The sequence below is a fragment of the bacterium genome, assembly GCA_037131655.1.
Classification (GTDB): domain Bacteria; phylum Armatimonadota; class Fimbriimonadia; order Fimbriimonadales; family JBAXQP01; genus JBAXQP01.
The window spans coordinates 1-10751 of sequence record JBAXQP010000069.1 but is presented as its reverse complement, the minus strand read 5'-3'; the positions used below and the strand labels follow the sequence as shown (position 1 = coordinate 10751).

General features: G+C 47.4%; 18 protein-coding genes. 1 reads left to right on the top strand and 17 read right to left on the bottom strand.

What is annotated here, in order from left to right:
- Nucleotides 1–689: aminotransferase class IV (locus tag WCO51_04910; protein ID MEI6512599.1), on the top strand; the 689-nt coding region annotated here is incomplete at its 5' end.
- 5 nt (nucleotides 690–694) lie between these two features.
- On the opposite strand, the gene WCO51_04905 is transcribed toward WCO51_04910, so the two are convergent.
- From WCO51_04905 to WCO51_04825, 17 genes are all read right to left on the bottom strand, one after another.
- Nucleotides 695–1390: a C40 family peptidase gene (locus WCO51_04905; protein ID MEI6512598.1), complete on the bottom strand. Its 696-nt coding sequence runs from the start codon at nucleotides 1388–1390 to the stop codon at nucleotides 695–697.
- 136 nt (nucleotides 1391–1526) lie between these two features.
- Entirely contained in the window at nucleotides 1527–1928 is a 402-nt protein-coding gene (gene rpsI, locus WCO51_04900) for a 30S ribosomal protein S9 (GenBank protein ID MEI6512597.1), read from the bottom strand.
- A gap of 8 nt (nucleotides 1929–1936) precedes the next feature.
- Nucleotides 1937–2368: a 50S ribosomal protein L13 gene (gene rplM, locus WCO51_04895; protein MEI6512596.1), complete on the bottom strand. Its 432-nt coding sequence runs from the start codon at nucleotides 2366–2368 to the stop codon at nucleotides 1937–1939.
- Between the two features lie 44 nt (nucleotides 2369–2412).
- Nucleotides 2413–3156, bottom strand: coding sequence for a tRNA pseudouridine(38-40) synthase TruA (gene truA / locus WCO51_04890; GenBank protein MEI6512595.1), 744 nt, complete (start codon nucleotides 3154–3156; stop codon nucleotides 2413–2415).
- Nucleotides 3157–3168: 12 nt separating this feature from the next.
- Nucleotides 3169–3600 (bottom strand): 50S ribosomal protein L17, encoded by a 432-nt coding sequence (rplQ, locus tag WCO51_04885; protein ID MEI6512594.1) that lies wholly within the window; start codon nucleotides 3598–3600, stop codon nucleotides 3169–3171.
- Nucleotides 3601–3616: 16 nt separating this feature from the next.
- On the bottom strand, nucleotides 3617–4630 hold the full coding sequence (locus WCO51_04880) for a DNA-directed RNA polymerase subunit alpha (protein ID MEI6512593.1): 1014 nt from the start codon (nucleotides 4628–4630) through the stop codon (nucleotides 3617–3619).
- Between the two features lie 67 nt (nucleotides 4631–4697).
- Nucleotides 4698–5336: a 30S ribosomal protein S4 gene (gene rpsD / locus WCO51_04875; GenBank protein MEI6512592.1), complete on the bottom strand. Its 639-nt coding sequence runs from the start codon at nucleotides 5334–5336 to the stop codon at nucleotides 4698–4700.
- Between the two features lie 19 nt (nucleotides 5337–5355).
- Nucleotides 5356–5754, bottom strand: coding sequence for a 30S ribosomal protein S11 (rpsK, locus tag WCO51_04870; protein MEI6512591.1), 399 nt, complete (start codon nucleotides 5752–5754; stop codon nucleotides 5356–5358).
- A gap of 53 nt (nucleotides 5755–5807) precedes the next feature.
- Nucleotides 5808–6185 carry a 30S ribosomal protein S13 gene (rpsM, locus tag WCO51_04865; protein MEI6512590.1) on the bottom strand — a complete coding sequence of 126 codons (378 nt, stop codon included), beginning with the start codon at nucleotides 6183–6185 and terminating at the stop codon, nucleotides 5808–5810.
- A 38-nt stretch (nucleotides 6186–6223) separates the two neighbouring features.
- On the bottom strand, nucleotides 6224–6337 hold the full coding sequence (rpmJ, locus tag WCO51_04860; GenBank protein ID MEI6512589.1) for a 50S ribosomal protein L36: 114 nt from the start codon (nucleotides 6335–6337) through the stop codon (nucleotides 6224–6226).
- A gap of 254 nt (nucleotides 6338–6591) precedes the next feature.
- A complete protein-coding gene (infA, locus tag WCO51_04855) occupies nucleotides 6592–6828 on the bottom strand; it encodes a translation initiation factor IF-1 (GenBank protein MEI6512588.1) in 237 nt (78 codons plus the stop codon).
- 56 nt (nucleotides 6829–6884) lie between these two features.
- The gene (gene map / locus WCO51_04850; GenBank protein MEI6512587.1) at nucleotides 6885–7643 is read right to left on the bottom strand and encodes a type I methionyl aminopeptidase; all 759 of its coding nucleotides are present in this window, start codon (nucleotides 7641–7643) and stop codon (nucleotides 6885–6887) included.
- 44 nt (nucleotides 7644–7687) lie between these two features.
- Entirely contained in the window at nucleotides 7688–8332 is a 645-nt protein-coding gene (locus WCO51_04845) for an adenylate kinase (protein ID MEI6512586.1), read from the bottom strand.
- Nucleotides 8332–9642: a preprotein translocase subunit SecY gene (gene secY, locus WCO51_04840; protein ID MEI6512585.1), complete on the bottom strand. Its 1311-nt coding sequence runs from the start codon at nucleotides 9640–9642 to the stop codon at nucleotides 8332–8334. The genes WCO51_04845 and secY overlap by 1 nt, the downstream gene beginning before the upstream one ends.
- Complete coding sequence (rplO, locus tag WCO51_04835) at nucleotides 9639–10079, bottom strand: 50S ribosomal protein L15 (GenBank protein ID MEI6512584.1); 441 nt, start codon at nucleotides 10077–10079, stop codon at nucleotides 9639–9641. Before rplO ends, secY begins: the two co-directional genes overlap by 4 nt.
- Nucleotides 10080–10081: 2 nt before the next feature.
- Entirely contained in the window at nucleotides 10082–10291 is a 210-nt protein-coding gene (rpmD, locus tag WCO51_04830; GenBank protein ID MEI6512583.1) for a 50S ribosomal protein L30, read from the bottom strand.
- A partial coding sequence (locus WCO51_04825) for a 30S ribosomal protein S5 (GenBank protein MEI6512582.1) occupies nucleotides 10284–10751 on the bottom strand: 468 nt, incomplete at its 5' end. The genes WCO51_04825 and rpmD, both read right to left, overlap by 8 nt.

Below are 10751 nucleotides of genomic sequence, written 5' to 3'. Positions count from 1 at the left end.
CAATACCAAAGGAATTTCACCTTCTTGAGACAATGTTATTTAAAAGCGATGAGGGTATTGTTCATTTAGAGGAGCATCTGGAACGCATCAGCCAATCTGCCATCTACTTTGGACGGCCATATTCTGAAAAGAACATTAGGGAAGCTTTGGCGGCTACAACTCAAGCTATTACAGGAACCGCGAAAATCAGGCTTCTGGTATCAAAAACAGGGGTTATCGATATCGAGTGGGATGAAATTGATGAGCAGCCAAATCATCCTGTTAAGCTATTAGTTGCATCTAGGCAGACAAATCCGGATGACATTTTCCTTTACCACAAAACCACCCATCGCCAAGCTTACGATGAAGACCTGAAGGTAGCTCGCAAGGATGGCTACTATGACTTGCTTTACACCAATACAAGTACAAGAGGTGAATTGACTGAAGGTGCAATCAGCAATATTATTGTTGAGATTGATGGCCAACAGTACACGCCTCCTTTAAGTAGCGGATTACTGCCGGGGGTATGGCGAAAGAAACTTTTGGCCGAAGGACAAGTCACCGAACGTGTTTTAACATTGAATGACTTAGAAAAAGCAACTCGTGTATTTGTCGGAAATTCAGTACGGGGCACCAAAGAAGTGCTTACAATAGATAAGCTTCAATCAGGTCAAATTACCCAACTATTTCGACTTCAAAAAGACTGCTAATGCCTCTATCTTCTTGCGGCGACACAAATGCTCATCCAACGCTTGGTGATAAGGTAGCTGATAGAAACTTTTTTGGCGGACGAGTTGGCATGGATGAAATAGCCTTTGCCTAGATAGATACCGGTATGCGATATTCGCGTATGCTTGCGATCACTGAAATAGAGACGATCACCGGGTTTTAAGTCTTCATAACGGGAAATCACCTGACCAACCGCCATCTGATGAGTGGCTCTACGTGGCAATTTGACCCCAAGTTTGCCGAAGACGTTTTTAACATACCCTGAACAGTCCATTCCCTGCTCCGGTGTGTTACCTCCCCAAACATATCTCACACCAAGATACTTAAGCGCCAATGAAGTAACAGAATTACCGCTTGTAGTAACTGGTGAGCGCGAACCTTTTACCTGCCAACCGCCATTATAAACGACTTGATAATCGGTCAACTGAAAAGATGCTAACGGGGACCAACCAATTCTGCCGTCTTGCATCACAACGCCTGCCCACTTTCCGCGAACACGCGCTACAACTAAACAAGTACCGGCGGGAACACTCGAAAAGGCATACGAATAGGAGTTACGAGACGCCCTCAAAGTCACTTGAACTTTGCAGACAGCCAAGCGGCCGTTGCTCTTCTGAGCATAAGCCACAAGGTTAAGGCATAAAATGAGAATGGCTAAAATGATAACGGTTCGTCGAAACATCCCTGCTCCTACATTCTTCTAGAAAACTGACGCCTGCTGACACTCATTGTTTCCGCAATTACAGCAAAAAACAAAAAGGCAAAAAGGGGGAACACAAATTCCTTCGTCCCTTTTTGCCCTCGATTCGATTGCGAAATTATCGTTTGACGAACTGGAACCCGCGTCGTGCACGTTTTCGTCCGTACTTTTTACGTTCTTTAACACGTGGATCACGAGTTAAATAAGTTTCTCTGCGTAAGGTTTGACGAAGGTTTGGGTCTAACACTACTAAAGCGCGTGCGATACCATGTCGTACAGCGCCTGCTTGACCGGCGATACCGCCGCCTTCGGCTGTAGCCAAGATATCAACCTTGCCATACATGCGAACGAGCTGCAATGGTTGATTAACGATTGCTTCAAGTGAAACACGTCCAAGATATTCAGAAGCATCGCGCTTGTTAATCGTGATCTGCCCTGAACCGGCAGGTATAAGCCAAACACGCGCTATAGCGTTCTTTCGTCGGCCTGTTGCATAGTAACTTGTTGACGGTACCTTCATATCTTCTCCTACTTAACCACAATCTCTTCAGGACATTGAGCCTGATGCGGATGCACATTTTCTGCATAAACTTTTAGTTTCTTATACATTGCCCTGCCAAGACGGTTCTTCGGCATCATTCCCCAGACAACCTTCTCAAGCAACTTCTTTGGGCGATGCTCATGCCAATCACCACGTTTTACTGATTTTAACCCGCCTGGGTACATGGTGTGCCAATAGATCAACTCATCTTTCTTGTTGCCGGTTAATCGCACCTTGCCTGCGTTGATAATGATCACATGATCGCCAACGTCCTGATGAGGAGCAAAGGTCGGTTTATGTTTACCGCGAAGTAGAGTGGCAACACGGGCAGCAAGTCTTCCAATCGGTTGACCTGAAGCGTCTACCACATACCACTTTCGCTCTATGTCGTTTTGGAGAAGGAACTTAGTCCGATACATCATGCCTCCGATAGTGCGATTTATCCTCGCACATTCCATTCATATTAAAACTCAGAATATTTGACTTTCATCAAACATAATCCGCACGCGGGAACCACCCATGTGGTCCTTACTGCTTTATCGTTATCAAGCAATCGCGATAATTCGTCTTCTTCACGGCTTCCCATGCCAATCTCAATAAGCGCACCCGTTATCATGCGCACCATTCCACGCAAGAAAGCGGTTCCTTCGATTTCAAAGCGAATTCGCTTTGATGCGCCAGTAACTTTTGCGCCAAAGATGACTCTGCGAAAGCTTCTCGAGCCCATCGGTTCAATCGTAAATGCCGAAAAATCATGCTCGCCTATTAGCGCTAGTGCCGCATTATTCATACGCTGCACGTCAAGTGGTCTCTTTTCAATCATCTCGTATCGGCCTGCAAAAGGAGACCGAACTTTACGTTGAAGTATCGTGTACCGATACAGCCTCGTATCAGCCGAGAAACGCGCACTGAACTCCATAGGCACTTCATTCGCCTTCCGGATAAAAACATCTCTTGCGATAGTCTTATTAATCGCAATCGGCAAACGGCATGCAGGAATTGGATGGTCAGTATAAAAATTGACCACCTGCCCCACAGCATGTGCCCCAGCATCAGTACGCCCAGCGCCAATTAACTCAACCTTATGGCCGACGACACGTCCAATAGCTTCACTGAGTACGCCTTGTACCGTCCTTACGTCAGGTTGTTTGGCAAACCCCGAAAACTCTGTGCCGTCGTACTCTACCTTCAGCGCCAGGTTGCGCATGATCTTATTAAACTAATCAAGGAACGCTAGTTCGACTAACGGAGCGGCATCGCCCCGTCGCAAACCAAGTTTAGTAATACGTGTATAACCGCCAGGTCGAGTTATGAAGCGTGGAACGACATTATCGAATACATGCTTCACAAGAGTTTCGCCGGTTGACAATGTGCGCACAGCGATCTGCTCTGGGGTAAGGTTCTTCAAACGCTTTCGCGGTTGTGGCGCGGTATGCCCCGCCAGAACTTTGCGCACCTCGCGGCGAGCCGCAAGAGTATCGCCTTTAGCCATCGTAACCAGTTTCTCAGCGATACTCTGCACCTCTTTGGCGCGAGTTTGAGTCGTGCGAATTTTATCGTGCTGGAATAAAGCTCGCACCAGCCCCGTTAATAAAGCACGACGCTGATCACTTGGTAATCCTAATTTTCTTTTGCCAATACGGTGGGTCATCGATACAACACCTTTTCTATTCGTCTAAATCGTCGTCGAAATCTTCGATGGAAATAGCATTTCTTCCCATATTTTTAGATGGCCTAAGACTAAGGCCAAAACTAGCCAATTTATCCTTTACTTCTAGGAGCGATTTTCTCCCAAAACCTCGGATATTGATTAGGTCAATCTCTGAAACCTGCGCTAATTCGCGCAACGACAAGAGATTTGCTCTTCGCAAGCAGTTAAACGTGCGTTGCGAGAAATCCAGACCTTCAATTCTTGTATCAGGCACTGCTGCCAGCGCCGGGTCAATGTCTTGATCGGTAGCAGACGCTAGTGAATCGCCATCAAATTGAGCTAAGTCCATAAATAAGCGAACATAGCGCTCAAGTATCTGTGCTGCCTGGCTTACTGCTTCAGGAGGAGCAAGTGTGCCATTTGTCCAGACCTCTAACACCATACGCTCAAAATCCGTTCTGTTTCCTACACGCGTTGCTTCAACGATATAGTTCACTTTGCGTACCGGCGTATACTGGGCGCCTAAAGGAATAACTCCGATAGTCTGTTGACTAACATCACTCTTGTTAGGCATTACAAAACCGCATCCTAGACCAACATATAGATCCATCGCGAATACAGTCTTAGGATCGCTGATTGTAGCAATATATACTTCCGGATTAACAATTTCAACTTCTGGCGGACACTGAATATCAGCGCCTGTTACCCTGCCTGGGCCTTGTACTTCCAGACGAAGAGTATATTCTTCATCTGAAGAACGGTCAGAAGCTACAATTTTAACCGCTATATCTTTCAAATTGAGCAAGAGTTGATTAGCGTCTTCCTTCACGCCCTCAATCTTTGAGAACTCATGCAGGACTTTATCAATCCTGATTGCCGTAATCGCTGCGCCTGGTATAGACGATAACAAAATACGACGTAACGCACTACCTAATGTATTGCCATAACCTCGCTCGAAAGGTTCAACGATGAACTTGCCATAATTCAGGCTCTGATCAAGCGTTGTGATGGTTGGCATTCTCTCTTCCACAGAAATCCCTCCTCGGGTACCGACCCGGAAATAGTTAACTTTTCTACTAAATCCGGCTCAAGTTGCCTTAACGTGTGTAGAACTCGACGATCAATGATTCCATGATGTCGTTTACTATTTGTTCGCGCTTAGGCATAGCTAAAACTGTGCCTTCGAGTGTATCAAGGTTCATACTAAGCCACTCGACCCTTGGTGCAACGGCCAATCGCTTTAATGCCTCAACAACCAGAGTAGTCTCTTTCTTGGTCGAATAAATACCAATCACATCACCCTGTCGTGTTTGGCAGGACGCTATATCCACACGCTTGCCATTAACCGTGATGAAACCGTGCGAGACCATTTGACGTGCGGCGCCACGCGAAGGAGCCCATCCTAGACGATAAACCGTGTTGTCTAAGCGCATTTCCAGCAACTGGATCAAGTTCTCGCCGGTAACACCTCTTCGACGCTGGGCATGTACCATGTAGGTGGCAAATTGAGTTTCACGAAGCAGATACGCTCTTTTAAGCTTCTGCTTTTCGCGGAGTTGTTCTCCGTACTGAGTTATCTTCTTATTTAGTTTTTCTTCGCCATGCTGGCCAGGCGGCTTTTGACGTGTTTCGCGTTCAATCGCGCATTTTCTCGTCACACAGCGATCTCCCTTGAGGAAGAGCTTCTGTTGTGCCCGACGGCATAATCGACATTTTGCTTCCCATACAACCGACATAATACTATCTCCCCCTACCTTACACGCGCCGACGTTTCGGCGGACGACAACCATTGTGCGGGATCGGAGTGACGTCTCTAATACTCAGAACGTCCAATCCGGCAGTTTGCAGAGAACGGATCGCCGTTTCACGCCCTTGGCCTGGACCACAAACCATTACGTCTACACGCTTTAGTCCATGTTCCATCGCCTTATGCGCTGCTTTTTCAGAGGCTACCTGGGCTGCAAAAGGAGTACTTTTGCGTGAACCCTTAAAGCCTTCAGTTCCAGATGTTGCCCACGCGATCGTGTTCCCTTTAACGTCGGTAATCGTCACCGTCGTGTTATTAAAGGTGGACCTTATATGCACCACTCCGTGCAGGATATTTTTTCTTTCTTTCGGCTTCTGCCGTGTCCCTGCTGTTGCTTTACGAGCCATTCGATTCTCCTAATTCGTAACGCCTATTCAAGATACGCGTTACGCAATACGTACTACTTCGTCGTCTTCTTCTTACCAGCGACTGCTCTTCTTGGACCTTTTCTTTGTCGAGCATTAGAGCGGGTGCGCTGACCACGCGTGGGCAAACCACGTCGATGCCGCAGACCACGATAGCTGCCAATCTCAATTAATCGCCGAATATTCTGATTAATCTCTCTGCGAAGATCGCCTTCGACAGTGTACTCACGATCAATCACTTCACGAAGTTTTCCAACTTCGGCATCCGTTAGATCGCGGACACGCTTATCAGGGTCCACCCCTGTCTCCTTCAAAATATCGCGGGATCGGCTTAAGCCGACTCCGAAGATATATGGCAGAGCGAATTCAACTTTTTTGTCACGTGGTAAGTCCACGCCAGATATACGCGCCAAATCGCTTCCTCCTACTTAGAGAAGTATAACTTCCCTACCTAGCCTTGTCGCTGCTTATGCTTGGGGTTGATACAAAGAACTCTCACAACACCCTTGCGCTTAATTATGATGCACTTATCGCACATTCGTTTAACCGATGCTCGGACTTTCACGTTTCCACTCCTCCTCAGCGTAACTCTGTCGGCCATAAATTGACTTTCAGAGACACGGGGAACCTTACGGGGGACTTTAACGGTCAGGGGTCAATCTTCAGATTATCTGATTGCTGACCCCTGACAGCCGGTTGTCCGCCCTTGCTGTCGCCATTTCGAACTCATTATCAACTTCAAGCTCACGCACTGAAGTCACTACTCACTAAGGTTTGATATTATACCCTAACAAGCAGCATAATCTTTTCAGTCCTGAGCTATTTATACCGATAGATGATCCGACCGCGTGTCAGGTCATAAGGCGACAGCTCTATCAACACTCGATCGCCTTCGAGAATTCGAATGAAATTCATTCGCATCTTGCCACCTACGTAGCCTAAAACAAGATGTCCATTCTCCAATTCCACTCGAAACATTGCGTTCGGAAGCTTCTCCGTCACCCTGCCTTCGACCTGGATCCCACGTTCTTTATCTGATGTTTTCGGTTTGGGCATAAAACCTCCGTGAATTATTTTGCGGCTATCTAAATTTAAAGAATTAGCGTACTAGCTTACGTTTCATCCTCTGTCGTCAGTATGACCGCTCCATCACGGCTGATAGCAACTGTATGCTCATAATGAGCCGACAAGCTGCCATCATCGGTGACAATAGTCCACCTGTCGGAAAGACTGTGAACTTTCCAATTGCCCATATTAACCATGGGCTCGATACATAACGTCATTCCGGATTTGAGGCGTTCCCCTGATCCAGCTTTGCCAAAGTTTGAAATACTAGGATCCTCATGCAAAGCACGTCCAATCCCGTGACCAGACAAATCCTTGACAATCGAGTATCCGTTCTTCTCAACATACCGTTGAACGGCATGTGATATATCTCCAACGGAATTCCCATCTTTAGCCTGAGCAATTCCCTGCCACAACGACTCGAGTGTAACGTTCATTAATCGCTGCGTTTCAGATGAAACTGTTCCCACCGGATAAGTCCAAGCTGCATCTGCATAATAACCATCAATGCAAGCTCCAACATCCAGGCCTACGATATCGCCTTCCTGCAGTATGCGGGCTGCAGGGATACCATGCACTACTTCGTTATTGACACTAATGCACGCTGCTGCAGGATAACCACGATACCCCTTAAAGGCAGGGCGAGCGCCCATCTCAGCCATCACTAACTCTGCAATCTGATTCAGGTCGGCTGTCGAAGTCTTTCCGGGATCAATCGCTTCACCCATAATCCGCAGCGTTCTCGCTACGGCACGACCAGATAGCCTCATTTTTTCGATCTCTGACTGAGATTTTAATAAAATCATTAACTCACCCTATCTCCCACTAAAAGAGAGCGGGGTATGCACATTTAAAGGCTTATTGCCTTCCTGACGTTGTTCATCACTTCATCAGGACTTGCCGATGCATCGACCGTCCGCAAAAGACCCTTGTTCTGATAATACGCGATTAAAGGTGAGGTTTTATCCTCATAAACCTGAAGCCGTCGGGTGATCGCTTCAGGCTGATCATCATCTCTGGTAATCAACTCGCCGCTACAATTCGTGCAAATGCCTTCTTCTTTGGGCTGCTTGCTCTCAATGTGGAACGTAGCTCCGCAAGATGGGCATGTGCGTCTTCCGCCAAGTCGTCGGATAAGTTCTTTATCGCTGACCGTAAATGATACAACCCCATCTAGCAGCATATTACACTCATTGAGCATTACATCTAGAGCTTCGGCTTGTGGAGTTGTGCGAGGAAAACCATCAAGAATAAAGCCTTTCTCGCAATCCGGCTTCGTGATACGATCACGCACAAGCGCAATAATCACTTCATCCGGAACCAATTCGCCTTTATCCATAAAGACTTTCGCCTTCAAGCCAACAGACGTTCCGCCAGCAACTGCCTCACGAAGCATATCTCCAGTCGAGAGATGTTTCGCGCCAAGCTCTTCAGATATCATCTGAGCTTGAGTACCCTTACCAACTCCAGGAGGTCCAAGAAAAACTAGTTTCATTATTTAATGAATCCTTCATATTGTCGCATCAATAACTGCGATTCGATTTGCTGCATGGTATCTAGCGCAACACCTACCACGATAAGCATACTGGTACCACCAACAAGCCAAAAAGTGGAAACACCGGTGATGTCAGGCACCCAATATTGCAGAAGCGCAATGACTGCAAGGAAAGTAGCGCCTGCTGCTGTTACACGAGTTACAACCTTATCAAGATACTCTTGTGTTGGTTTACCGGGACGGATACCAGGAATAAACGCGCCGTGCTTCTTCAAGTTGTCCGCAATCTCCTCCACGTTGTAAATTACAGCGGTGTAGAAGTAAGTGAACGCAAAGATCATAAGCGCATAAAGGAAAGACGGTATCCATGCGTAATAAAGCGGAAGTTGGGATGTCCCAGGTGTAAACCACTTAGCGAAATTACTCAAAAGTGTTGAGAGGAAGCCTCCTTGCGGCACCATATTAGCAAACTGCTGTGGCAACATCAAAAGGGAGATCGCAAAGATGATCGGAATAACGCCGGCTGAGTTCAGCGAAAGCGGCAAGTAGGTTGTTTGTCCACCAACAGCACGCTGACCGATAATCCTTCGAGCATGCTGGATCGGAATGCGGCGCTGTGCTCTCGTGAACATAACAATCGACCATATCGTTCCGATGAAAATAACTACGAGCAGGGTAACACCAAAAGGACTAACCGCGCCGTTCCGTAAGAAGTCTGCAGTTTGGCCGATATAATAAGGAAGTCTTGAGACGATACCGGCAAAAATCAACAACGAAATACCGTTGCCAATGCCTTTTTCGGTCATCTGTTCGCCCAACCACAACAAGAACATCGCGCCGGCGGTCCAAGAGATCACGAGAATACTAACTGTAAGAAACGGAGTCGCTGCTCCTGCGCTCCTGAGGATGCTGATTGCTATTCCTGCACCTTGTAAAATGGCCAGGACAACAGTCAACTTACGTGTATACTCATTGATTTTTCGCTTGGCATAATCGCCACCTTCACGCTGCATTTGATGTAGGCTTGGGATAGCGATTGACATGAGCTGCATAATAATAGAGGCAGTAATATAAGGATTAAGGCCAAGCGCAAAGATACTGACCTTACGCAGCGCTCCACCCGAGAACAGGTCGATCAGTCCCATCATGGCGTTGTTGCCAATAAAGGAATCGACCTGGGCCGGAGTTAATCCCGGCACTGGAACATGCAGACCCAACGAATAAACGGCGAACATCGCGAACAAGAAGATGATGCGCGCTCGTAAATCCGGAAGCTGCCATGCAGAGGCTACGGTATCCTTTAGGTTCACAGTTTGGTCACCTCGCCGCCAACGGCAATAATCTTTTCTTCAGCGCTCTTACTAAACAGATGCGCCGAAACTTTTAAAGCAACCTTCAATTCACCATCACCGAGAACCTTGACACCATCAAGAAGCTCGCTAATGATGCGTCTACTGAGTAAGACTTCGGGCGTAATAATATCATTAGCCTCAAACAACTCACCTAGGCGCTCAATATTAATCACTGCATAGAATTTCTTATTAGGATTGCGGAAACCTCGTCTCACCGGCAGTCGTCGATGCAGAGGTGTTTGGCCGCCTTCAAAGGTTGCAGGTACAGTATCTCGAGCTTTCTGGCCCTTCGTACCACGACAACAGGTCTTGCCATGGCCTGAACCGATACCGCGACCAACGCGTTTTCTCTTATGGGTTGAACCGGGAGCCGGTTTTAAATCATGTAATTGCATCGTTACTTGCTCCTAGCCGTGGACTGTTCTTGTCCGTCCGACAAATTCGTAACTTCAAGGAGATGCGGCACTTTAGCAATCATGCCCCTGATGACAGGGTTATCTTCATGAGTCATCTCTGAGTTCATTTTTCGCAGCCCAAGTGCGTTAATGGTTCGTTTCTGCCGCCAATTGAACCCTATTGGACTGCGCACTAACTTCAGTTTAAGCATCTTGCGCTACCTCCTCAGTTTTTACATACCAGGGCATCAGCGAGCCAGGTTGTTTGCCGCGCGATTTTGCCGTTACATCAGGATCCTTCAAAGCAGCAAAAGCTCGCATCGTAGCCCATGCCATATTGATTGCGTTGCGCGAACCAAATGACTTAGCCAACACATCATGCACACCGGCAGCTTCCAATAAAGCTCGAACCGCTCCACCGGCAACTACTCCGGTACCAGGCGATGCCGGCTTCATCAGCACGATGGAACTACCCATCTGCGCAGTGACTTCATGCGGCAAGGTAACGCCAAGCATCGGCACTTTGAACAAGGCTTTCTTAGCAGCCTCTTCTCCCTTGCGAATCGCATCAGGAATACCGCGTGCCTTACCCAGCGCTACACCAACATATCCATTACTGTCGCCGACGACCACAAGCGCGTTCCAACTCGCTGTCTTACCACCCTTATGGGT

Excerpts from the sequence above, each read along its gene's own strand:
- rpsD (MEI6512592.1), bottom strand. The coding sequence starts at position 5,336 with ATGTCGGTTGTATGGGAAGCAAAATGTCGATTATGCCGTCGGGCACAA.
- WCO51_04845 (MEI6512586.1), bottom strand. The coding sequence starts at position 8,332 with ATGAAACTAGTTTTTCTTGGACCTCCTGGAGTTGGTAAGGGTACTCAA.
- map (MEI6512587.1), bottom strand. The coding sequence starts at position 7,643 with ATGATTTTATTAAAATCTCAGTCAGAGATCGAAAAAATGAGGCTATCT.
- rplO (MEI6512584.1), bottom strand. The coding sequence starts at position 10,079 with ATGCAATTACATGATTTAAAACCGGCTCCCGGTTCAACCCATAAGAGA.
- rpsI (MEI6512597.1), bottom strand. The coding sequence starts at position 1,928 with ATGAAGGTACCGTCAACAAGTTACTATGCAACAGGCCGACGAAAGAAC.
- rpsK (MEI6512591.1), bottom strand. The coding sequence starts at position 5,754 with ATGGCTCGTAAAGCAACAGCAGGGACACGGCAGAAGCCGAAAGAAAGA.
- rpmD (MEI6512583.1), bottom strand. The coding sequence starts at position 10,291 with ATGCTTAAACTGAAGTTAGTGCGCAGTCCAATAGGGTTCAATTGGCGG.
- WCO51_04905 (MEI6512598.1), bottom strand. The coding sequence starts at position 1,390 with ATGTTTCGACGAACCGTTATCATTTTAGCCATTCTCATTTTATGCCTT.
- truA (MEI6512595.1), bottom strand. The coding sequence starts at position 3,156 with ATGCGCAACCTGGCGCTGAAGGTAGAGTACGACGGCACAGAGTTTTCG.
- rplQ (MEI6512594.1), bottom strand. The coding sequence starts at position 3,600 with ATGACCCACCGTATTGGCAAAAGAAAATTAGGATTACCAAGTGATCAG.
- rplM (MEI6512596.1), bottom strand. The coding sequence starts at position 2,368 with ATGTATCGGACTAAGTTCCTTCTCCAAAACGACATAGAGCGAAAGTGG.
- infA (MEI6512588.1), bottom strand. The coding sequence starts at position 6,828 with ATGCCCAAACCGAAAACATCAGATAAAGAACGTGGGATCCAGGTCGAA.